This is a genomic window from Streptomyces sp. NPDC056600 (genome assembly GCF_042792855.1).
Classification (GTDB): domain Bacteria; phylum Actinomycetota; class Actinomycetes; order Streptomycetales; family Streptomycetaceae; genus Streptomyces.
Window position 1 is genome coordinate 1 of the sequence record NZ_JBHTVQ010000068.1, and the last position, 21503, is coordinate 21503.

The following is a 21503-nucleotide window of genomic DNA, read 5'->3' on the forward strand; positions in this document are numbered from 1 at the left end:
GCCCCGTGCGAGGTGCACGGGGCGGCTCTTCCACGTCGTGGCCTCAGGCCCGCGAGTCCCCAAACCCGCGGGCCTGCGGGCTCATTCGACGACGGTGACGCGCTTCGCCGCGGGCGGCGCGATCGGCGAGGCCGGGGAGGACGTCGCGGTCATGTAGTCCGCGAGCGCCGTCAGGTCGTCGGTGCCGACGACCATGTCGGTGCCCTTGGCCAGCGCCGGGTAGTTGTCCCCGCCGCCGGCGAGGAAGTTGTTCATCGCGACGCGGTAGGTGGCCGTGAGGTCCACCGGCTGCCCCTGGATCCGGATCGAGTCGGCGATCACCCTGTCCGCGCCGGACTTCGTCATGTCCAGCGTGTAGGTGAGCCCCTCGGAGACCTGGAGGATCTTCGGGGCGGCCTCGTTCTTGCCGCTGACCTGCTGCTGCAGCGCGGCGACGATGTCGGCGCCCTTGAGGTCCACCATGTTCACCGTGTTGCCGAACGGCTGAAGGGCGAAGCCCTCGGCGTAGGTGACGACGCCGTCGCCCTCACTGCCGCTCTGCGCGTACTTGAGCGCCTCGACGCGGATGCCGCCCGTGTTCATCACGGCGAACGCCGTGTCCGGGTCGACGGTGCGCGCGTACGCCAGCTGCGCGTCGGCGATCAGGTCGCCCAGCGGGCTCTCCCGGCCGGCCTTGGAGATGTCGGCGCTGATGTAGCCGATGGGACGCTTGGCCACCGGGTCCGCCAGCGGCTTCCAGCGGTCGATGACGTCGGTGATGTCCTTGTCGGGGTCCTGGGTCCGGCTGACCACGTGGTTGGCCGAGTCCACCGCGGTGCGCACGATGTCCTTGGTCGCCACGTCGTAGGTGAGCGTGGTGTCCGTGTACAGACGGCCGAAGGAGGCCGCCGAGGTCACCATGCGGGAGTTGCCCGCCGGGTCCTTGATGTCGCACACGTAGGCGTTGTGGGTGTGACCCGTCACCAGCGCGTCGACCTTGGGGCTGACGTTCTTCGCGATGTCGACGATCGGACCGGAGATGCCGCCGGCCTCCGCGTCGCACAGGGAGTTGTACGCGCCGTTGGCGGGCACGCCGCCCTCGTGGATGAGCGCCACGACGGACTTGACGCCCTGTGCGTACAGCTCGTCCGCGTACTTGTTGATCGTCTCGACCTCGTCGTGGAACTCGAGGCCCTTGATGCCCTCGGCGGTGACGATGCCGGGGGTGTTCTCCAGCGTGACGCCGATGAAGCCGACCTTGACCGGGCCCTGCTTCCAGACCCAGTACGGGGCCAGAGCCGGCTTGCCGGTCTTCTCGTCGGTCACGTTGGCGCCGAGGTACGGGTAGTCGGCACCTTCGAACGGCGTGTCGGTGTAGCAGCCGTCGGTCGGGTGGCAGCCTCCGTCGCGGATGCGCTTCAGCTCCGTGAGGCCCTCGTCGAACTCGTGGTTGCCCACGCTGGTGACGTCCAGGTCGAGCTCGTTGAGCGCCTCGACGGTCGGCTCGTCGTGGAACAGGCCCGAGAGCAGCGGGCTGGCGCCGATCAGGTCGCCGGCCGCGGCGGTCACGCTGTACTTGTGCCCCTGGCGCGCGGCGCTCAGCGAGGCCGACAGGTACTCGACGCCGCCTGCTGTGACGGGATTGGGGTTGCCGATCTCCGTCACCTGGCCGTCCTTGCCGGCCGGAGGCTCCAGGTTGCCGTGCAGGTCGTTGAACGAGAGCAGCTGCACGTCGACCGTGCGGGCGCTCGCGGCCTGGGCGTCGTCCGGCGCGTCGGCGGGAAGCGCCGCCGTCAGCGCGCCGACGGTGGCCAGCGCAGCGCCGGTGATCAGAATGCGGTGGGTACGTCTCTGCCGGGTGATCCGCGGCATGGTCCCCCCTCTTGAATGAGTAGGTGCACAGTGGGGTGGCTGAGCGGCAGCTTAGGGTCAACGCGCGTAGCTGCGACAGGGGACGCGGGTCACATCCTGGTTTCGACTGTCCGAAAACCCGTCACGCCGCGGGTCCGTCGGGCTGAACTCCTCGCCGCCCGCGACGGGGTGGACCTCCGGACGCGACCGGGCGGGCCTCCGGACGCGACCGGGTGGTCGTCCGGACGCCGGACCGCCCGGACGACCACGCCGAACGGCCGGCGTACCGGGCGCAGGCCATACGCTCGAAGCATGACCAGCCCTCTCAGTCCTCGCCAGATCGACACCCTGGACCGCCTCACCCCCGCTCAGGTCGACGCGGTGACCGCCCTGCTGTCGGCCGCCTCGGACGCGGACGGCCAGCACGCCGTGTCCGAACAGGGCCGGCTGCACCTGAGGAGCGGTGAACCCCGCCCCGGCATCCTCCACCTGCTGCTGACCGTGGGGGACGACGGCGAACTGGCCGGTTACGCCCAGCTGGACGGCTCCGAGCTCGTCGAGCCGCCCGCCGCCGAGCTGGTGATCCACCCCTCCCACCGCGGCCGGGGCCACGGCCGCGCGCTCGGCAGCGCCCTGCTGGCCGCCACCGGCAAGCGCCTGCGGGTGTGGGCGCACGGCGGCCACGCCTCCGCCCGCCACCTCGCGCAGGTCCTCGGCCTCACCCTCTTCCGCGAGCTGCGCCAGATGCGCCGCCCGCTGACCGGCCCCGACGCCCCGGAACTGCCCGAGCCGGTGCTGCCCCCGGGCGTCACCGTCCGCACCTTCGTGCCCGGGCAGGACGACGCGGCCTGGCTCGCCGTCAACGCCGAGGCCTTCGCCCACCACCCCGAGCAGGGTTCGCTGACCCAGCGGGACCTGGACGACCGCAAGGCCGAGGCCTGGTTCGACCCGGAGGGCTTCTTCCTCGCGGAGAAGGACGGCGAACTGGTCGGCTTCCACTGGACGAAGGAGCACGCCGAGGAGAACCTCGGCGAGGTCTACGTGGTCGGGGTGCGGCCCGGCGCCCAGGGCGGCGGACTGGGCAAGGCGCTCACCGTCACCGGCCTGCGCCACCTCGCCGCCCGCGGCCGGCCCACGGCGATGCTCTACGTGGATGGCGACAACAAGGCCGCCGTCACCGTCTACGAGCGCCTCGGCTTCACCACCCACGAGACGGACCTGATGTACCGCACCGAGCTCTGACCTCGCCAATCGCGCGAAGGGGGCGGCGACTTGACGCCGCCCCCTTCTTTGCACCACCCTTCCACTACTCAATTAGTGAAAGGGTGTTGTCGAGTGGTCGAGTACCGCATCGACCGGCGCAGCGGCGTCGCCACCTATCTGCAGATCGTCCAGCAGACCAAGCACGCCCTGCGGCTGGGCCTGCTGGAGCCGGGTGACCGGCTGCCCACGGCACGCGAGGTCGTGGCGGCCACCGCCATCAATCCGAACACCGTCCTCAAGGCCTACCGCGAACTGGAACGCGAGGGCCTGGTGGAGGCCCGGCGCGGCCTCGGCACGTTCGTCCGCCGCTCCCTCGGCCCCGCCGCCGCCGACTCGGCCCCGCTGCGGGACGAGCTCGCGGTGTGGGGCCGCAAGGCCAAGGCCTCCGGCCTGGACCGCGACGACGTGTCCGCGCTCCTCACCTCCGTTCTGGACGACCTCTATCCCATTGGGGGGGACCACCGATGACCGAGACCGCCATCGAGGCCGAGGCGCTGGGCAGGCGCTACACCCGCCTGCTGCCCCGCCGCCGCGTCAACTGGGCGCTCCGGGACTGCTCGTTCAGCCTCCCGGCCGGCCGTGTCTGCGCGGTGGTCGGCCCCAACGGCGCCGGCAAGTCCACGCTGCTGGCCCTGGCCGCGGGGCTGGACCGCCCGACCGCGGGCGCGATACGGGTGCTCGGCGGCAGCCCCGCCGACGCGCGTGAACGGGTCGCCTACGTCGCGCAGCACAAGCCGCTCTACGGCCAGCTCACGGTGTCCGACACGCTGCGCCTGGGGCACGCGCTCAACCCGGCCCGCTGGGACCAGGCCACGGCCGAACGCATCGTCGCCCAGGGCGACCTGGACGTCACGGCCACGGTCCGCAGCCTCTCCGGCGGCCAGCGCACCCGGGTCGCGCTGGCCCTGGCGCTGGGCAAGCGGCCCGAACTCCTGCTGCTGGACGAGCCGATGGCCGACCTCGACCCGCTCGCCCGCCACCAGCTGATGGGCGAGCTGATGGCCGAGGCCGCCGAACACGGCACCACGGTCGTCATGTCCTCGCACGTCATCGCGGAGCTGGAGGGGTCCTGCGACCACCTGCTGCTGATCCGCCGCGGCCGGGTCCGCCTCCAGGGCGAGCTGGACGACGTGCTGGCCGCGCACACCCTGGTCACCGGCCCCGCCGACGCCTCGCTGGACGGCCACACGGTGATCGAGTCCCGCACCACCGGCCGCCAGGTCACCGCCCTGGTCCGCCCCGACGGCCCGCTCCCCGCGGCCCACGAGGCGGCCGAGCCGACGCTCGAGGAACTGGTCCTGTCCTACCTCAGGGAGCCCGTCGCATGAGCGCGACCCTGACGCCGCCGTCCCCGGCGGACCTGGACGACGCCCCGGCGCCCGTGCGGCCGCCCGGCGGCCGGAGCTGGACGGTGCTGCGCCTGCACCGGTCGGCGCTGTGGGTGTGGATCGCCTACGTCGCCCTGGGCGCGGGGCTGCTGCTGTGGGCGTGGGGGCCCGCGGTGAACGAGATGCGCTCGGCGTTGGCCACCTGCGACATGGCGGCCGGCACGGCCCCGCCCTGCGCGACGAGCGTGCATATGACCGCCAACACCTACCAGGACTTCCTGGTCTGGGGTTTCTACGCGATCTTCCTCGCCCCGCTCCTGGTCGGCGCCTGGGCGGCCGCCTCGCTGACCGCCCGTGAGATGGAGACCGGCACGGCCCAGCTGGCCTGGACCCAGTCGGTCACCCCGACCCGCTGGCTCACCACCAAGCTCACCCTGCCCGCCGTGGCCGTCACCGCCGGCATGACGCTGCTGCTGGCGCTGTACCGTCTCGCCCACCTCGAGGGCGCCGGTCCCTACCGGGCCATCCGCGGCGAGACCCGGTCCTGGTGGCAGGAGGACGTCTTCACCGCGACCGGCGTCGTGATGGTGCCCCGCGTCCTGTGCGCGGTCGCCGTCGGCGTCCTCCTCGGCCTCCTGCTGCGGCGGACCCTGGCCTCGCTCGGCACCGGGCTGGCGCTGATGGGAGGGGGCACCGTCGCCTTCGTCGTGGGCCGTCACCTGCTGTGGCCGACGGAGATCGCCTACGGCTCGACCACCGGCAGCCCCATGCCCCACGGGGATCTCGGCCACGGGAGCCGGCACGTCGCCGACGGCGTGGTGACCGAATCCGGCGCACTCGTCGAGGGCAACGGGGGCGCGGCCGACTGGGACTGCTACGACGCCGCCCGCCGGCAGAGCGGCTTCGACGCGGACGGCTACTTCGACTGTCTCAGGAAGGAGGGCATCACCGACGTCTGGACCACCTACCACCCGAAGTCCCACTTCTGGCCGATCCAGCTCGTGGAGTCCGGCATCTGGCTCGCCGTCGCCGCCCTCGCGGTCTTCCTCTCCTACCGCGTCCTGCGCAACCGTACGGCCGCCGGGAGGGGTGCCGCGTGATCACGACCCTGACTTCGCACTCCCCGGCCGGCGCCCCGCCCACCGGCGGGCGCCCGGCGGGTCTGATCGGGACCGTCCTGCGCCTGCACCGGTGGGCCCTGTGGGTGTGGATCGCCTACGTCGCCCTCGGCGCGGGACTGCTGCTGTGGGCGTGGGGGCCCGCCCTGGGTGACGCCCAGGCCGCGGTGGACGCCTGTGCGGGTCTTCGCACAGGCCCGCGCTGCGGCGGAAGCCAGTTCACCGCCTTCAGCTGGTACGAGAACCACCTCCGCTACGGCTTCTGCGTCATCTTCATGGCGCCGTTCCTGGTCGGCGCCTGGGCGGCCGCCTCGCTGACCGCCCGTGAGATGGAGACCGGCACCGCCCACCTCGCCTGGACCCAGTCGGTCACCCCGGCCCGCTGGCTCACCGCCAAGCTCGCCGTCCCGGCCGTCGTCGTGACCGCCGGCACCCTCCCGCTGCTGGCGCTGTACCGCCTCGCGTACCGCGCGGGCGAGGACCTGCGCACGGAAGTGTGGCCGGTGGGCAAGGAGTGGTGGGGGGAGGAGTTCTTCACCGGCCTGGGGATCGCCACCGTGCCCCGCGTGCTGTGCGCGGTGGCGGTCGGCGTCCTGCTGGGCCTGCTGATCCGGCGCACCCTGGCGTCCTTGGGCGCGGGCGTGCTGTTCATGACCGCGGCCTCGGTGAAGTTCCTCGTCGCCCGCCACGTCCTGTGGCCGACCGAGATCCGGTACGGCTACTCGCACGACGTCCACACCACCTACATGGGCGTCGCCGACGGCGAATGGCTGCTCGAGAGCGGGGCGGTCACCCCGGCCGGGGACCGTGTCCCGTACGACTTCGGCTGCATGGACGCGGCGTTCGACGCCCGCCAGGGCAAGCGGGACGAGGCGGAGGCCTTCTACGCCTGCCTCAAGGAGAACGGGCTCAGTGACGTCTGGGTGACGTACCACCCCAAGAGCCACTACTGGCCGCTCCAGCTCGCGGAGTCCGGCGTCTGGCTCGCCGTCGCCGCGCTCGCGGTGTACCTCTCCTACCGCCTGCTCCGCCGCCGCACGGCCCTCCGGAAGGGTGCCGCATGACCACGACCCTGACACCGCCCGATACACATCAGGTGCCTTCCGCACCGGTGAAGGCCCCGGGGGGAACGGCCTGGGCCGTGTATCGCGTCCACCGGTGGGCCCTGTGGGTGTGGATCGCCTACGTCGCCCTGGGGGCGGGGCTGCTGCTGTGGGCAGGGGGCCCGGCGGCGAACGCGCTCGCGGCGCAGCTGGAGGCATGCCCCCCGGACGCGTCGACCATGCCGCCCGCCTGCGTGAACGGCCTGAACAGCTCCATCGAGGTGTACCGCGGGGCGCTGCGCCTCGGGTACTACCTCGTTCTCCTCGCCCCGCTCCTGGCCGGCGGCTGGGCGGCCGCCTCGCTGACCGCCCGGGAAGCGGAGACCGGAACGGCCGGCCTGGCCTGGACCCAGTCGGTCACCCCGGCCCGCTGGCTCACTGCCAAGCTGGCGCTGCCCGCCATGGCCGTCAGCGCGGGCACGGCGCTGTTGCTCATGCTGTACCGACGGGCCCACTCTGCGGGCGAGGGCTCCTACATCACCCTCTGGCAAGGGTCTCGAAGCCGCTGGGCCGAGGACGTCTTCACCGGGACGGGTGTCGTCATGGTGCCCCGCATGCTGTGCGCGGTCGCCGTCGGCGTGCTGCTCGGCCTGCTGCTCCGGCGCACCCTGGCCTCCCTCGGCGTCGGGGTGGCACTGACGGCCTTCGGCACGGTCTGGTTCCAGGGGAAGCGCCAGCTGCTCTGGCCCACCGAGATCCGCTACGGCTACGAGCTGGGCGACCCCTCGCCCCGCTGGTACTCCGCCGACGACGAGTGGCCGCTCGACAGCGGCGCGGTCACCGCGTCCGGTGACCGGGTCGGGTACAACGGCAGCTGCCTCGACGCGGTCCATCCCAGCGAGGGCCCGGCCGGGGACGCCGGCGACTTCTACGCCTGCCTGAAGGAGCAGGGGCTCTCCGACGTCTGGGCCACCTACCACCCGACCAGCCATTTCTGGCCCCTCCAGCTCGTGGAGTCCGGCATCTGGCTCGCCGTCGCCGCGCTCGCGGTCATCCTGTCGTACCGCGTCCTCCGGCGCCGTACCGCCTGACGCCTGGCAGCCAACTGCCCGTAACCCGGTATTCAGGCGCGCTTGCAACCCTTCCCCGGTGGTGAACACCCCTCCTACCGATGCCGGCGACCCGCCCCCCGAGGACCCCTCGGGGGGCGGGAGCACGTCCTCGACCCCGGCGAAGTCGCGCAAAGGCGGCGTGAGCAGGCGGAATGCTCACCTCCGGGTGCTTCCACGCGCCCGGTCCGACATGCCATTCGAGGCCGCCACGCGGAACAATGGGGTCATGAGCGAGCCCAGTGCCCAGGACCCCCAGACCCAGGACCGCAGCGCCCGGAATTCCGGCACGCAGCTGTCACAGGCCGCCGTCGGACTGATATCCGCGGGACACGCGGGACAGGAGCCCGAACCGCCGCGCCGCCCGCTCCGCGACGAGGAGCAGGAGGCGGGTCCGGACTTCGACGGTTACCAGGAGATCCGCCAGGAGGACGGTCCGCTCCCCGAGGGCCGTTTCCTGGACCGTGAGCGCAGCTGGCTCGGCTTCAACGAACGCGTCCTCGAGCTCGCCGAGGACCCGAACACGCCGCTGCTGGAGCGCGCGAACTTCCTCGCGATCTTCGCCAGCAACCTGGACGAGTTCTTCATGGTCCGCGTCGCCGGTCTCAAGCGCCGCATCGCCACCGGCGTCGCCCAGCGCTCCGCGTCCGGGCTGCAGCCCCGCGAGGTGCTGGAGATGATCTGGGCCCGATCCCGCGAGCTCATGGCCCGGCACGCCGCCTGCTTCCACGAGGACGTCGCCCCCGCGCTGGCCGACGAGGGCATCCACGTCGTGCGCTGGGGTGAGCTGACCGAGAAGGAGCAGGCGCGGCTCTTCACGCTCTTCCGTTCCAAGATCTTCCCGGTCCTCACGCCGCTCGCCGTGGACCCCGCGCACCCCTTCCCCTACATCTCCGGCCTCTCGCTCAACCTGGCCGTCGTGGTCCGCAACCCGGTCTCCGGCCACCGGCACTTCGCCCGGGTCAAGGTGCCGCCGTCGCTCTCCCGCTTCCTGGAGGCCTCCCCCGAGCGCTACGTCCCCATCGAGGACGTCATCTCCGCGCACCTGGAGGAGCTGTTCCCGGGCATGGAGGTGCTGCAGCACCACGCCTTCCGGATCACCCGCAACGAGGACCTGGAGGTCGAGGAGGACGACACCGAGAACCTCCTCAAGGCGCTGGAGAAGGAGCTCATGCGGCGCCGCTTCGGCCCGCCGGTGCGCCTGGAGGTCGAGGAGTCCATCGACCGGCACGTCCTGGACCTGCTGGTGCGCGAGCTGAAGATCACCGAGGCGGAGGTGTACCCGCTGCCCGGACCGCTGGACCTCACCGGTCTCTTCGGCATCGCCGGCCTGGACCGTCCCGAGCTCAAGTACCGCAAGTTCATCGCGGGCACCCACCGCGACCTCGCCGAGGTGGAGTCCGCCTCCGCGCCCGACATCTTCGGCGCGCTGCGCGAACGGGACGTCCTGCTGCACCACCCGTACGACTCCTTCTCCACCTCCGTCCAGACCTTCCTGGAGCAGGCCGCCGCCGACCCGGACGTGCTGGCCATCAAGCAGACGCTCTACCGCACCTCCGGCGACTCGCCGATCGTCGACGCCCTGATAGACGCGGCCGAGGCCGGCAAGCAGGTCCTCGTCCTGGTCGAGATCAAGGCCCGCTTCGACGAGCAGGCCAACATCAAGTGGGCCCGCAAGCTGGAGGAGTCCGGCTGCCACGTCGTCTACGGCCTGGTCGGTCTGAAGACGCACTGCAAGCTGTCGCTGGTGGTGCGCCAGGAGGGCGACACCCTGCGCCGCTACTCGCACGTCGGCACCGGCAACTACCACCCGAAGACGGCCCGCCTCTACGAGGACCTCGGCCTGCTCACGGCGGACCAGCAGGTCGGCGCGGACCTCTCCGACCTGTTCAACCGGCTCTCCGGCTACTCCCGCAGGGAGACCTACCGCCGCCTGCTGGTGGCCCCCAAGTCGCTGCGCGACGGGCTGGTCTCCCGCATCGGCAAGGAGATCCGCCACCACCGGGCCGGCCGGCCCGCGTACGTGCGGATCAAGGTCAACTCGATGGTCGACGAGGCGGTCATCGACGCCTGCTACCGCGCCTCCCAGGCGGGGGTGCCGGTGGACATCTGGGTGCGCGGCATCTGCGCGGTGCGGCCCGGCGTCCCCGGGCTCTCGGAGAACATCCGGGTCCGGTCGGTCCTCGGCCGGTTCCTGGAGCACTCGCGGATCTTCTCGTTCGCCAACGGCGGTGAGCCCGAGGTCTGGTTCGGCAGCGCCGACATGATGCACCGCAACCTCGACCGGCGCATCGAGGCGCTGGTCCGGGTCACCGACCCGACCCACCGGGCCACCCTCAACCGGTTCCTGGAGACCGGCATGTCCGACTCCACCTCGTCCTGGCACCTCGGCCCGGACGGTGAGTGGACCCGGCACTGCATGGACCCGGACGGGCGGGCGCTGCCCCATGTCCAGGAGATGCTCATCGACGCCCGGAGGCGCCGGCGTGGTCCAGCGACACCCTGACAGCGATGCCCTGGCGGCCTATCTGCGCGCGCAGGCCACCGAGTTCCTGCGCGCGCCGAAAGGCCTCGCCGCGGGCGGGGGCTCGGGCGGAGGCGGGGGCGGAGGCGCGGAGTGTGCGCCCGCCCTGCTCAGGGCGGCGCGCCGGATCGGGGCGACCCTGCACACCTTCCACGCCGCGCTCGACCCCGCCTGGTCCACGGCCTTACGGCGCGAGCTCGCCTGGTTCTCCGGCGTGCTCGCGCAGGAACGCCTGCACGCGGCCACCCTGGGGCGGCTGCGGGCCGCACTCCACGAGCCGCGGGGGGACCTGGGCGCGGCCAAGGCGGCCGCGCTGCTGGAACGCCGCCTCACGCCGGCCCGCGGCCGGGCCCACTCGGCGGTGCTGGAGGCGCTCGGCTCGGCCCGGTTCCACGCCCTGGCCGACGCTGTGGCCCTGCTGGCCGGTGACGTCCCCCTGCGGGGCGGCGGGCCCGCGCGTGGTGCGGCCGACGGCCGCGACGAGGCGGGCGATGGTGTGGAGGCCGGTGACCGTACGGGCCTGCGCGTGCACGCCGACACGGCGGGGCGGCGGCTGGCCGAGGCGGTGGCGGCGCTGCCCGAACCGGACACGGGGACGGACCGGGCCCCCTACCCCGCCGACCAGCCCGGCGACGGCGACGCCCCCTGGCACCAGGTCCGGCTGCTGCTCCGGCTGCACCGGTACGCGCTGGAGGCCCTCACCGAGCCGGTGCCGCCCCGGCTGGTGTCCGCGGCGCGGGCGCTCGACCTGCACCGGGACGCGGTGGAGGCCGCCTCGGTCGCCGCCGCGGCCGCCCGGACACCGCGGATCGCGCCGGCCACGGCGTACGCGCTGGGCAACCTGCACGCGCACCAGCGGCACGAGGTGCTCGCCGCGCGCCACGACTTCCACCAGGCCTGGAGTTCCCCGGCGCCGCCCCGGGCGGTGTCCCCGGCGGCATCCCTTCCCCACCCGAGCACGAGCACGGTGACGGTCCCATGAACGACGACGACAGCGACGACACGATCCTGGCGGCGGGCTGCGTCCTGTACCGCCGTGGCCCGGGCGGCGGGCTCGAGGTCTGCCTGGTGTACCGGCCCAAGTACGGCGACTGGTCCTTCCCCAAGGGCAAGCTGGAGCCGGGGGAGACGGCGGAGGAGGCCGCGGTCCGGGAGGTCGCGGAGGAGACGGGCCACCACGTGTCCCTCGGGCCGCGGCTGCCGACCGTCTGTTACACGGTGGGCGGGCGGCCCAAGCGGGTCGACTACTGGGCCGCGGAGACCACGGCGCCCGACACCTTCACCCCGACCCATGAGATCGGCGCCCTCGCCTGGCACCCCGCCTCAACCGCTCACCACCACCTCACCCACCCCCACGACCACCCCCTCCTCACCGCCTTCCTCACCCGCCTCCTCTGACCCCACCCCGGCGCGTGCCGGCCATCGCCCTCAGCCGCCGCGTTCACAGGCTGACGCCGCCCACCCCACGCGCCCCCATCACCCCGCGCCCCTGCGGGCAATCGTGCCGCTGGGCGGCACGGGTGGGCGCAGGGGCGCGGGGTGATGGGGCCCACGTCCCCGCGAGACAGCTCGCTCCACGGAACCTCGGTCCCTCCGGGGAAGGGGGCGGGTCGGGGGATCGAACGGTGCCGTCCACCAGGCTCGGGTGTGCACCGCGCCGCGGTGAGGTCCTGTCCGTACGGTGCCGTCGGCCCACGCGGGGCGGTGCGCGCCGCTCGCCACGGAGGCGCCGCCCTGCGCCGGCCCGTGCCGCCCCTGGCGGCCCAGCCGCCCGCAGTAAGCAGAAGTGACGCGGGCAGCCGCCCGCAGGGGCGGTGAGCGGCACGACCCAGCCGCCCCTCGTGGCGCCGCCCTGCGGGGCCGTAGGACCGGTCGGGGTGGAGGCCCGCCTCGGACATCCGCGCCGCGGCCGGCGCAGGGCCGGCGTGAACGCGCGCGGACGCGACGCGGCGCGAGCCCGAGGACGCGACGCCGCCCAGGCACCCCCCAGAAGAGACGCGGCACAGGCGAAGGCCGCGGCCCGCACGGACAAGCGCTCCCCGCGCGGGCCACCGCGGAGGCAAAGCCAGGCGGCGGGAAGCGCGGGACACCAGGGAAGAGGGAGCCGCACCGCACCGTCCCCGCGGATTCACCCCCCGTTCACTCTCCCCCGTCGGCCCCGTCACCTCCCCGGCCTAATTTCGGCCTTGACGGCGGGGAAACCGTCGCAAGGCCAACCCCCCGCCACCGAAACTTCGCACGCCGCCACGCGAACGAAACGCACCCGGCGGCTCCCGGAAGGAATCCACGAAAAGTGACGCTTCAGCGCAAGACCCGGCGCAAGACCCCGCGGGCCCTGACCCTCGGCGCTCTCGCCGTTTCCGGCGCCCTGGCCCTCACGGCGTGCGGCTCGGACGCGACGAACGAGACCGGCACGAACGACAGCGCGGCCAGCGCTCAGGCCGGCGACATCGACTGCGGCGACGCCAAGGGCCAGCTCCTCGCGGACGGCTCCTCCGCACAGAAGAACGCCATAGACGCCTGGGTCAAGCAGTTCGCCGCCGCGTGCAAGGGCGGACTGCAGATCAACTACAAGGGCTCCGGCTCCGGCGCGGGCATCACCGCGTTCACCCAGGGCCAGGTGGCCTTCGCCGGCTCCGACTCCGCGCTCAAGCCGGAGGAGATCGAGGCGTCGAAGAAGATCTGCGCGGGCGGCCAGGCGATCGACCTCCCGATGGTCGGCGGCCCGATCGCGGTCTCCTACAACCTGCCCGGCGTGGACGAGCTGGTCCTCGACGCCCCGACCCTGGCGAAGATCTTCGACTCGAAGATCACCACCTGGGACGACGCGGCGATCAAGAAGCTGAACCCGGACGCCAAGCTGCCGTCCACCAAGATCCAGCCCTTCCACCGCTCGGACGAGTCCGGCACCACGGACAACTTCACCAAGTACCTGATCGCCACCGCCCCCGACAACTGGAAGTACGAGGGCGGCAAGTCCTGGCAGGCCAAGGGCGGCCAGGGCGCCTCCGGCTCCAGCGGCGTGGCCCAGCAGGTGAAGCAGACCGAGGGCGCCATCGGCTACATGGAGCTCTCCTACGCGAAGGACGGCCAGACCGTCTCCATCGACACCGGCGCCTCCTCCCCGGTCGCCGCCAGTGTGGAGAACGCCTCCAACGCCATCGCGGACGCCAAGATCGTCGGCACCGGCAAGGACCTGGCGCTGGAGCTCAACTACGCCACGAAGGCCGACAACGCCTACCCGATCACCCTCGTCACCTACGAGATCGTCTGCGACAAGGGCAACAAGGCGGAGACCCTCCCGGCGACGAAGTCCTTCCTGAACTACATCGCGAGCGAGGACGGCCAGGCGCTGCTCGCCGACGCCGGCTACGCCCCGATCCCCGACGAGATCATCGGCAAGGTCCGCGAAACCATCGACGGCCTCGCCTGATCCCCCGAGCCCGGCCCAGGGCCGGGCTCCGTCCGGTGCACCGCCGCCAGGAGCCATCCGGACCGCCCCAGCCCCGACCGGGGCGGTCCGGCACCGGCCTCCGCAGACCGGAGATCCCGATGGACATATCGACACAGAAGTCCCAGAACTCCCAGAAGTCACAGACAACCGACGCCGACGCACGCCCCGCGTCCGGGGCCGCGCCCGGCACCCCGGACGACGCACAGTCGGACGCCGCACAGCCGGACGCCGCGCACCCGGACGGGACGCCGCGCGACGAGCGCCCGTCCGTCGCCGCCCCTGACCCGGACGCTGCTCCCGACCCCGCACCCCTGAAGCCCGCGCCCCGCACCGTGGCCCGCCGTGGCGACCGCGTCTTCCTCGGCCTCTCCCGCGGCTCGGGCATCCTGCTGCTGGCCGTGATGGCCGCGATCGCGGTGTTCCTGAGCTACCGCGCCGTCCTCGCCATCAGCAAGGACCAGGGCAACTTCCTCACCACCTTCGAGTGGGACCCCAACAGCACCGAGCCGGTCTTCGGCATCGCCGTGCTCGCCTTCGGCACCGTCGTGTCGTCGGTGATCGCCATGCTGATCGCGGTCCCGGTCGCGGTGGCCATCGCCCTCTTCCTCACCCACTACGCCCCGCGGAAGCTGAGCGGTCCCATCGCCTACGTGGTGGACCTGCTCGCGGCCGTGCCGTCGATCGTCTACGGCCTGTGGGGCGCGCTGGTCCTCGTCCCGCACCTGAACGGCCTGTTCAGCTGGCTCGACACGTACCTGGGCTGGACCGGGATCCTCGCCTGGCAGGGCGGCGCCCCGCGCTCCATGCTCACCGTCGGCATCCTGCTGGCGATCATGATCCTGCCGGTCATCACCAACGTGAGCCGCGAGGTCTTCCGCCAGGTCCCGAAGGCGCACGAGGAGGCGGCCCTCGCCCTCGGCGCCACCCGCTGGGAGGTCGTCCGCATCTCGGTCCTCCCCTTCGGCCGCTCCGGCGTGATCTCGGCGTCGATGCTGGGCCTGGGCCGCGCTCTGGGCGAGACCATGGCCGTGGCGACCGTGCTGTCCCCCAGCTTCGACATCCAGGCCAGCCTCCTGGACCCGGGCGGCGGCACCTTCGCGCAGAACATCGCCAGCAAGTTCGGTGAGGCCAACGAGCAGGGCCGCGACGCCCTGATCGCCTCGGGTCTCGTCCTGTTCGTGATCACCCTGGTGGTCAACGGCGCCGCGCGCATGATCATCGCCCGCCGCAAGGAGTACTCGGGGGCCAACGCATGAGCACCGCAACCGTCCTCAAGCCCGTCTCCCTGCAGGGCGCGCGGCTCCCGAAGTGGGCCCCGTGGGCCGTCGCCGTCACCGCGGTCGCCGTCGCGGTCGCCGTCGGCCTGGCGGCCGGCCTGGACAGCCGCGTCCAGTGGGGCCTGATGGCCGCCGTCCTGTTCGTGCTGGGCACCTACGCGCTGTCCGCCAAGGTCGAGGGACGCCGCCAGGCCAAGGACCGCGTCGCCACCAGCCTGGTCTGGGTGGCCTTCCTGCTGGCCGTCGTCCCGCTGCTCTCCCTGGTCTGGGAGACCGTGGTGCGCGGGGTGAAGGTCCTCGACGGGTACTTCCTCACCCATTCCATGGGCACCGTCGCCGACGCCGAGCCCGGCGGCGGCATCTACCACGCCATCCTGGGCACCGCCCAGCAGGTGGGCCTGGCCACCCTGATCGCCGCGCCGGTCGGCGTGCTCACCGCGATCTACCTGGTCGAGTACGGCCGCGGCGCGCTGGCGAAGGCCGTCACCTTCTTCGTCGACGTGATGACCGGCATCCCGTCCATCGTGGCCGGCCTGTTCATCCTGAGCCTGATGCTCATGTTCGACCTCCAGCCCTTCGGCTTCGCCGGCTCGCTGGCGCTGGCCATCCTGATGATGCCGGTCGTCGTCCGCTCCACCGAGGAGATGCTCAAACTCGTCCCCAACGAGCTGCGCGAGGCCTCCCTCGCCCTGGGCGTGCCCAGGTGGCGGACCATCCTGAAGGTCGTCCTGCCCACCGCGATCGGCGGCATCACCACCGGTGTGATGCTCGCGATCGCCCGGATCGCCGGCGAGAGCGCCCCGGTCCTGCTGCTGGTCTTCGGCAACCCCTTCATCAACGCCAACCCCTTCGAGGGCGCCCAGGCGTCGCTGCCGCTGTACATCTACCAGCAGTACGTCAACAGCGCCGGTTCGACGGCGGCCTACGACCGGGCCTGGGCGGCGGCGCTGACGCTGATCGCCTTCGTGATGATCCTCAACCTGGTGGCCCGCGGCATCGCCCGCTGGAAGACGCCCCGCTGAACTTCTGGAAGTGACTGAAATGGCCAAGCGAATCGACGTCGGCGGGCTCTCCGCCTTCTACGGCGCCCACAAGGCCATCGAGGACATCTCGATGACCGTCGAGCCCCGCTCGGTGACCGCCTTCATCGGCCCCTCCGGCTGCGGCAAGTCCACGTTCCTGCGCACCCTGAACCGGATGCACGAGGTCGTCCCCGGCGGCCGCGTCGAGGGCAAGGTGATGCTGGGCGACGAGGACCTGTACGGCCCCGGCATCGACCCGGTGTCGGTGCGCCGGGAGGTCGGCATGGTCTTCCAGCGGCCCAACCCGTTCCCCACCATGTCGATCTTCGACAACGTGGCGGCCGGGCTGCGCCTGAACGGCGACCACAAGAAGTCCACGCTCGGCGACATCGTCGAGCAGTCGCTGCGCGGCGCCAACCTCTGGAACGAGGTCAAGGACCGCCTCAACAAGCCCGGCTCCGGCCTCTCCGGCGGCCAGCAGCAGCGCCTGTGCATCGCCCGGGCCATCGCCGTGCAGCCCAAGGTGCTGCTGATGGACGAGCCCTGCTCGGCGCTCGACCCGATCTCCACCCTCGCCATCGAGGACCTGATCGGGGAGCTCAAGGAGCAGTACACGATCGTCATCGTGACCCACAACATGCAGCAGGCGGCCCGCGTCTCGGACCGCACCGCCTTCTTCAACCTGGCCGCGATCGGGCAGCCGGGCCGGCTGATCGAGATCGACGACACCGAGCGGATCTTCTCCAACCCGTCGGTCAAGGACACCGAGGACTACATCTCCGGCCGCTTCGGCTGACCGGGCCGTCCTCACGAGCTCCTCGCGGTGCTGCATGGCGGTGCCACCGCGAGGCCCAGGGGCCCGCGCCCGACCGGCGCGGGTCCCTTCACCCTCTCCGCCCCCACCCCGCCCGGGAGCCGTCGTGGGCCCTTGGGACTAGCCCGTCCGTGCCATGCGCGAAGCGCCTCCGTCTCCTTACTCTGGGAAGCCCGTACGGCTTCCGGCAGAAGGAGGGGTGATCGGCGTGGCTCCGCTCGGCGCTCCGGGACAGGTCCAGGACCAGATCGCTCTCGCCGAGATAGAGCTCTGCGGCGACCTGATGATCGCCGCCTCCTCGGCGAACGTGGACCGGCTCAGCCAGGCGAGCATCGACGAGATCCTCCGCGTCGGCGAGGACCGCCGCGGCTCACGCTGACCGCCGGCCGCCGCGGCTCACGCCGACCCGCCCAGGCCGGCGCCGACCGCCGCGGCCGCACGGCTCAGGTGCGCAGCATGCGGGCGATGGCCTTGGTGGCCTCCTCGACCTTGGCGTCGATCTCGTCGCCGCCCCTGACCGCCGCGTCGGCGACGCAGTGCCGCAGGTGCTCCTCCAGCAGTTGCAGCGCGAACGACTGCAGGCCCTTGGTGGAGGCGGACACCTGCGTGAGTATGTCGATGCAGTAGACGTCCTCCTCGACCATCCTCTGCAGACCACGGATCTGTCCCTCGATCCGCCGCAGCCGCTTGAGGTGGTCGGCCTTGCGGGCGTGGTAGCCGTGGTGCTGCCCGTGCTGCCCGTGCTCCTCGGCGGCGGGCGCCTCCCCGGCCGCCCCGATCTCCGGCATCGTCGCCATCTCCGGCGGCCCTCCTCGCCTCACATGTCGCATTCGTCACTTCCGGGCCCTGGCGGCCGGCGCGAGATGCATACCCCTGCCGGGTATATGGTACTCGCGTTCGGTGGGTAGATGGGGGTACGGCCGCCCCGGAGCGGATGGGCGACACTGGATCCCGGCCAGCACGCTCCATTAGCAGCGGCCCCCCGATGGGCCTAGCATCACCCTGACCGATTCGACAGCCTCCGAGGACCCCACGTGCGCTTTCGTCTGACCCCGAGGGAGACGAGCTTCTACGACATGTTCTCCGCATCCGCGGACAACATCGTCACCGGCTCCAAGCTCCTGCTGGAACTGCTCGGCGCGGAGCCGTCCGCACGGGCCGAGATCGCCGAGCGGATGCGGGCAGCGGAACACGCCGGCGACGACGCCACCCACGCGATCTTCCACCAGCTGAACTCGTCCTTCATCACGCCCTTCGACCGCGAGGACATCTACAGCCTCGCGGGCTCGCTCGACGACGTCATGGACTTCATGGAGGAGGCCGTCGACCTGGTCGTCCTCTACAACGTCGAGGAACTCCCCAAGGGAGTCGAGCAGCAGATCGAGGTGCTGGCGCGGGCGGCCGAGCTGACCGCCGAGGCCATGCCCAACCTGCGCACCATGTCCAACCTCACCGAGTACTGGATCGAGGTCAACCGCCTCGAGAACCAGGCGGACCAGATCCACCGCAAGCTGCTGGCCCAGCTCTTCAACGGCAAGTACGACGCCATCGAGGTGCTCAAGCTGAAGCAGATCGTGGACGTCCTCGAGGAGGCGGCCGACGCCTTCGAACACGTCGCCAACACGGTGGAGACGATCTCGGTCAAGGAGTCCTGAGCTCCGACATGGACACCTTCGCCCTGATCGTGACCGTCGGCGTCGCGCTCTTCTTCACCTATACCAACGGCTTCCACGACTCCGCGAACGCGATCGCCACCTCGGTCTCCACCCGGGCGCTGACGCCGCGGGCGGCGCTGGCGATGGCGGCCGTGATGAACCTCCTCGGCGCCTTCCTCGGCTCCGGCGTCGCCAAGACCGTCAGCGAAGGGCTGATCGAGACGCCCGAGGGCTCCAAGGGCATGGGCATCCTGTTCGCGGCGCTGGTCGGCGCGATCGCCTGGAACCTCGTCACCTGGTACTTCGGTCTGCCCTCGTCCTCCTCGCACGCCCTCTTCGGCGGCATGGTCGGCGCGGCCCTGGCCGGCGGGATCACCGTCTTCTGGGACGGCGTCCTGATGAAGATCGTCCTGCCGATGTTCATCTCCCCCGTGGTCGGCCTGGTGGCCGGCTACCTGGTGATGACGGCCATCATGTGGATCTTCCGGCGGTCCAACCCGCACAAGGCCAAGCGCGGCTTCCGCATCGCCCAGACCGTCTCGGCGGCGGGCATGGCGCTGGGCCACGGTCTCCAGGACGCCCAGAAGACCATGGGCATCGTGGTGATGGCCCTGGTCATCGCCGACGTCGAGGAGTACGGCGACGCGATCCCGGTCTGGGTCAAGATCGTGTGCGCCCTGATGCTCTCGCTGGGCACCTACGCGGGCGGCTGGCGCATCATGCGCACCCTGGGCCGCAAGATCATCGAGCTGGACCCGCCGCAGGGCTTCGCCGCCGAGACCACCGGCGCGTCGATCATGTTCGTCACCGCGTTCATCTTCAAGGCGCCCATCTCGACGACCCACGTGATCACCTCCGCGATCATGGGTGTCGGCGCCACCAAGCGCGTCAACGCGGTGCGCTGGGGCGTGGCCAAGAACATCGTGCTGGGCTGGTTCATCACCATGCCGGCCGCCGCCCTGGTGGCCGCCGCCTGCTACGGACTGGTCCACCTGGTCGCGCTGCTCTGACGCGGCCCCCGCTGCCCGGCCGGCTCCTTCGCCGGCCCCGCCGACGGCCTCGTGCCGCCCCCACGCCCGGGGGCCGCGCGGGGCCGTCAGCGTGTGGCGATCCGCCCGTCGAAGATGTCGCCGGCGACGGGCAGCCGGACGTCCACCGGGGCCCCGAAGTCGTACAGCGTCGTCGTGGACGTCACCACCACGGTGCGCCGCGCCTCGTTGAGGAAGCTGAACTCCTGCCTGACCTTGCGGATCCGTCCCTGGCCGTCCAGGTAGACGTCGAACGGGACCTCGGCACTGGCGAACCCTTTCGCCGCCGCCCGCAGTCCCTCCCGCCATCCCGACCGGGCGAGCGCGGCGGCGTCCCCGAGGTGCGCCACGCCCTCGTAGCGCCGCACCTGGGTGCCCGCGAAGTCCGTGGTCCCGCGGTACTCGGCGCGCCGCGCGCCCCGCAGCAGCTCCGCCGCCGCCAGCGGGTCCGTCGCTCCGCCGGTCACCAGGTTGCCGTCGGCGGAGTCCCCGGCGTCCACCCGCACCCACTTGTCCTCCGGGACGCCCTCGCCGCGGTTCTTCAGGTACACCGCACCGGGCGTCAGCAGCTCGGTGATCGGCCGCCGCGCCGCCCGCCCGGCGGGCTCCTCGGGCAGCGTCACCCACAGCTCGCCGCGCCGCTTGCGGTAGTCGTAGACGCCCTCGCCCCGGATGACGATCCGGGTGCCGCCGGTGGCCATCGCCATCGAGGTGCTGGCCCGCGAGCTCCCTGCCGCCGCCAGCCGGCCCGCCGCCTGCCGCACCAGCTCCCTGGGCTCCCGCGCCCCGTCCGCGCCGCCGGCCTTCCGGTCGTCCGCGGCGGCCCCGCCGGAGCAGCCGACGACGCCGGTCATGGCCGCCGCCGCCGCGGCCGCCACGGCAGCGTCCACACCGGCACGCCGCATCCGCCGCCACCGTTCCATCGCCTGCACCCCCATGCCGGTTCGTCCGCCCACGGGCCCTTGCCGTTCCGGTTAACGACGGGTAGCACCCCCCGTCACGCACAGCGGCCCCGGTTTCCCCACATGGGCGGGGCCCGTACCTCCAAGAGGTACGGGCCCCGTCGTGCGTTGCCGCCCGCCCGGGCGGCGGGGTCGGCCGCTCAGGCGGCCAGGTCGCGCGCCCCGCCCGGCCCGGCGGGACGGTCCCCCGCCCCCCGGCCGTCCGTCCGCGCGGCGGCGCCCCCGTCGTGGTCCTCGCGCGCCACGTCGCCCAGCAGCAGCCGTCCGATGCCCGGCACCCCGCCGAGCCAGCCGACCAGCGGCGTCAGCACCGCCATGGCCACCGGCGACAGCAGCAGCGCCACCGCGGTGCCCAGCGCGAAGCCGCCCGCCACGTCCGTCGGGTAGTGGACGCCCATGTACACGCGGGACAGGCCGGCCAGCACCGCCAGCAGGATCGCCAGCACGCCGAACTTCCGGTGCGCGAGGAACAGAGCGACCGCCATGGCCATGGCCAGCGTGGCGTGGTCACTGACGAACGAGAAGTCGTCCTTGCCCTCGACCAGCACCTCGAGCCCGCGGTGCGTCATGAAGGGCCGCGGTCGCTCCACGAAGCCGCGTATGGGTATGTTCACGATCACTGCCAGCAGCGCGGCCACCGGCATCCAGACGATCGCGGCCACCGAGGCGACGACCGACTCCCGGTCGGCGAGGCCGTCCCGCCCGAGCCGCCGGACGCGGACCAGGCACCACACGCCCAGCGCCACGATGACGAGCGGCAGCCCGTACTCCCCGACGTACTCCATGATCCGGTCGAACCAGGTCGGAGCCGCCTCGGCCAGGCCGTTTATCTCGAAGAGCAGGCCGACATCGGGATTCGACCCGGATTCGGCGAGTCCAGCCATGGTGCAGTCGGCCCCTTCATCTGTGCCTTCCGGCGCGTGTCGTTCATGCCGCCGGCGCGCCCGCGCGCCCTTCACGCGTCCGCGCCGCTTCTCCACCCCCGTGGTGCGACGTACGGGCCCCTGCGGTCCCGTACATCAAAGGAACGCATGAACCTCGCTCAAGGGTTCCATTTCCCGGCGGAAGATCACCGA

Annotated in this window: 20 protein-coding genes; 16 read left to right on the plus strand and 4 right to left on the minus strand. The window is 72.2% G+C overall.

The window, feature by feature from the left end:
* Positions 1–81 precede the first annotated feature (81 nt).
* Positions 82–1851 (minus strand): bifunctional metallophosphatase/5'-nucleotidase, encoded by a 1770-nt coding sequence (locus tag ACFRAV_RS26605; RefSeq protein WP_382558868.1) that lies wholly within the window; start codon positions 1849–1851, stop codon positions 82–84.
* Between the two features lie 291 nt (positions 1852–2142).
* On the opposite strand from ACFRAV_RS26605, the gene mshD reads away from it, so the two are divergent.
* From mshD to ACFRAV_RS26675, 14 genes are all read left to right on the plus strand, one after another.
* A complete protein-coding gene (mshD, locus tag ACFRAV_RS26610) occupies positions 2143–3072 on the plus strand; it encodes a mycothiol synthase (RefSeq protein ID WP_382558870.1) in 930 nt (309 codons plus the stop codon).
* Between the two features lie 93 nt (positions 3073–3165).
* Complete coding sequence (locus ACFRAV_RS26615) at positions 3166–3561, plus strand: GntR family transcriptional regulator (RefSeq protein WP_382558872.1); 396 nt, start codon at positions 3166–3168, stop codon at positions 3559–3561.
* On the plus strand, positions 3558–4421 hold the full coding sequence (locus ACFRAV_RS26620; protein ID WP_382558874.1) for an ABC transporter ATP-binding protein: 864 nt from the start codon (positions 3558–3560) through the stop codon (positions 4419–4421). Before ACFRAV_RS26615 ends, ACFRAV_RS26620 begins: the two co-directional genes overlap by 4 nt.
* On the plus strand, positions 4418–5521 hold the full coding sequence (locus ACFRAV_RS26625; RefSeq protein ID WP_382558876.1) for an ABC transporter permease: 1104 nt from the start codon (positions 4418–4420) through the stop codon (positions 5519–5521). The genes ACFRAV_RS26620 and ACFRAV_RS26625 overlap by 4 nt, the downstream gene beginning before the upstream one ends.
* Positions 5518–6603 carry an ABC transporter permease gene (locus tag ACFRAV_RS26630; RefSeq protein WP_382558878.1) on the plus strand — a complete coding sequence of 362 codons (1086 nt, stop codon included), beginning with the start codon at positions 5518–5520 and terminating at the stop codon, positions 6601–6603. The genes ACFRAV_RS26625 and ACFRAV_RS26630 overlap by 4 nt, the downstream gene beginning before the upstream one ends.
* Positions 6604–6680: 77 nt before the next feature.
* A complete protein-coding gene (locus tag ACFRAV_RS26635) occupies positions 6681–7673 on the plus strand; it encodes an ABC transporter permease (protein WP_382558880.1) in 993 nt (330 codons plus the stop codon).
* A 211-nt stretch (positions 7674–7884) separates the two neighbouring features.
* Positions 7885–10197, plus strand: coding sequence for an RNA degradosome polyphosphate kinase (locus tag ACFRAV_RS26640; protein WP_382558882.1), 2313 nt, complete (start codon positions 7885–7887; stop codon positions 10195–10197).
* A complete protein-coding gene (locus tag ACFRAV_RS26645; protein ID WP_382558885.1) occupies positions 10178–11197 on the plus strand; it encodes a CHAD domain-containing protein in 1020 nt (339 codons plus the stop codon). The genes ACFRAV_RS26640 and ACFRAV_RS26645 overlap by 20 nt, the downstream gene beginning before the upstream one ends.
* On the plus strand, positions 11194–11613 hold the full coding sequence (locus tag ACFRAV_RS26650; RefSeq protein WP_382558887.1) for an NUDIX hydrolase: 420 nt from the start codon (positions 11194–11196) through the stop codon (positions 11611–11613). Before ACFRAV_RS26645 ends, ACFRAV_RS26650 begins: the two co-directional genes overlap by 4 nt.
* A gap of 895 nt (positions 11614–12508) precedes the next feature.
* A complete protein-coding gene (pstS, locus tag ACFRAV_RS26655) occupies positions 12509–13648 on the plus strand; it encodes a phosphate ABC transporter substrate-binding protein PstS (protein ID WP_382558889.1) in 1140 nt (379 codons plus the stop codon).
* A gap of 119 nt (positions 13649–13767) precedes the next feature.
* On the plus strand, positions 13768–14925 hold the full coding sequence (gene pstC, locus ACFRAV_RS26660; protein WP_382558891.1) for a phosphate ABC transporter permease subunit PstC: 1158 nt from the start codon (positions 13768–13770) through the stop codon (positions 14923–14925).
* Positions 14922–15968 carry a phosphate ABC transporter permease PstA gene (gene pstA / locus ACFRAV_RS26665; protein WP_382558893.1) on the plus strand — a complete coding sequence of 349 codons (1047 nt, stop codon included), beginning with the start codon at positions 14922–14924 and terminating at the stop codon, positions 15966–15968. Before pstC ends, pstA begins: the two co-directional genes overlap by 4 nt.
* A 19-nt stretch (positions 15969–15987) precedes the next feature.
* Positions 15988–16764, plus strand: coding sequence for a phosphate ABC transporter ATP-binding protein PstB (gene pstB, locus ACFRAV_RS26670; RefSeq protein ID WP_382558895.1), 777 nt, complete (start codon positions 15988–15990; stop codon positions 16762–16764).
* A 226-nt stretch (positions 16765–16990) separates the two neighbouring features.
* Positions 16991–17161: a hypothetical protein gene (locus ACFRAV_RS26675; protein ID WP_351112829.1), complete on the plus strand. Its 171-nt coding sequence runs from the start codon at positions 16991–16993 to the stop codon at positions 17159–17161.
* Between the two features lie 64 nt (positions 17162–17225).
* Here the strand turns inward: ACFRAV_RS26675 and ACFRAV_RS26680 are convergent, their stop codons facing one another.
* Positions 17226–17579, minus strand: coding sequence for a metal-sensitive transcriptional regulator (locus ACFRAV_RS26680; RefSeq protein ID WP_382558898.1), 354 nt, complete (start codon positions 17577–17579; stop codon positions 17226–17228).
* Positions 17580–17816: 237 nt separating this feature from the next.
* On the opposite strand from ACFRAV_RS26680, the gene ACFRAV_RS26685 reads away from it, so the two are divergent.
* Together ACFRAV_RS26685 and ACFRAV_RS26690 are read left to right on the plus strand one after the other, a co-directional pair.
* On the plus strand, positions 17817–18437 hold the full coding sequence (locus ACFRAV_RS26685) for a DUF47 domain-containing protein (protein WP_382558900.1): 621 nt from the start codon (positions 17817–17819) through the stop codon (positions 18435–18437).
* An 8-nt stretch (positions 18438–18445) separates the two neighbouring features.
* The gene (locus ACFRAV_RS26690; RefSeq protein ID WP_351112825.1) at positions 18446–19447 is read left to right on the plus strand and encodes an inorganic phosphate transporter; all 1002 of its coding nucleotides are present in this window, start codon (positions 18446–18448) and stop codon (positions 19445–19447) included.
* An 86-nt stretch (positions 19448–19533) separates the two neighbouring features.
* On the opposite strand, the gene ACFRAV_RS26695 is transcribed toward ACFRAV_RS26690, so the two are convergent.
* Together ACFRAV_RS26695 and ACFRAV_RS26700 are read right to left on the minus strand one after the other, a co-directional pair.
* A complete protein-coding gene (locus ACFRAV_RS26695; protein ID WP_382558922.1) occupies positions 19534–20388 on the minus strand; it encodes a hypothetical protein in 855 nt (284 codons plus the stop codon).
* A gap of 179 nt (positions 20389–20567) precedes the next feature.
* Complete coding sequence (locus tag ACFRAV_RS26700) at positions 20568–21311, minus strand: phosphatase PAP2 family protein (protein WP_382558902.1); 744 nt, start codon at positions 21309–21311, stop codon at positions 20568–20570.
* Positions 21312–21503: the final 192 nt, after the last annotated feature.

Coding starts and splice junctions, on each gene's coding strand:
- ACFRAV_RS26640 (WP_382558882.1), top strand. CDS start 7,885: ATGCCATTCGAGGCCGCCACGCGGAACAATGGGGTCATGAGCGAGCCC.
- ACFRAV_RS26625 (WP_382558876.1), top strand. CDS start 4,418: ATGAGCGCGACCCTGACGCCGCCGTCCCCGGCGGACCTGGACGACGCC.
- pstA (WP_382558893.1), top strand. CDS start 14,922: ATGAGCACCGCAACCGTCCTCAAGCCCGTCTCCCTGCAGGGCGCGCGG.
- ACFRAV_RS26700 (WP_382558902.1), bottom strand. CDS start 21,311: ATGGCTGGACTCGCCGAATCCGGGTCGAATCCCGATGTCGGCCTGCTC.
- mshD (WP_382558870.1), top strand. CDS start 2,143: ATGACCAGCCCTCTCAGTCCTCGCCAGATCGACACCCTGGACCGCCTC.
- ACFRAV_RS26605 (WP_382558868.1), bottom strand. CDS start 1,851: ATGCCGCGGATCACCCGGCAGAGACGTACCCACCGCATTCTGATCACC.
- ACFRAV_RS26620 (WP_382558874.1), top strand. CDS start 3,558: ATGACCGAGACCGCCATCGAGGCCGAGGCGCTGGGCAGGCGCTACACC.
- ACFRAV_RS26695 (WP_382558922.1), bottom strand. CDS start 20,388: ATGGAACGGTGGCGGCGGATGCGGCGTGCCGGTGTGGACGCTGCCGTG.
- pstC (WP_382558891.1), top strand. CDS start 13,768: ATGGACATATCGACACAGAAGTCCCAGAACTCCCAGAAGTCACAGACA.
- pstB (WP_382558895.1), top strand. CDS start 15,988: ATGGCCAAGCGAATCGACGTCGGCGGGCTCTCCGCCTTCTACGGCGCC.
- ACFRAV_RS26690 (WP_351112825.1), top strand. CDS start 18,446: ATGGACACCTTCGCCCTGATCGTGACCGTCGGCGTCGCGCTCTTCTTC.
- ACFRAV_RS26650 (WP_382558887.1), top strand. CDS start 11,194: ATGAACGACGACGACAGCGACGACACGATCCTGGCGGCGGGCTGCGTC.
- ACFRAV_RS26680 (WP_382558898.1), bottom strand. CDS start 17,579: ATGGCGACGATGCCGGAGATCGGGGCGGCCGGGGAGGCGCCCGCCGCC.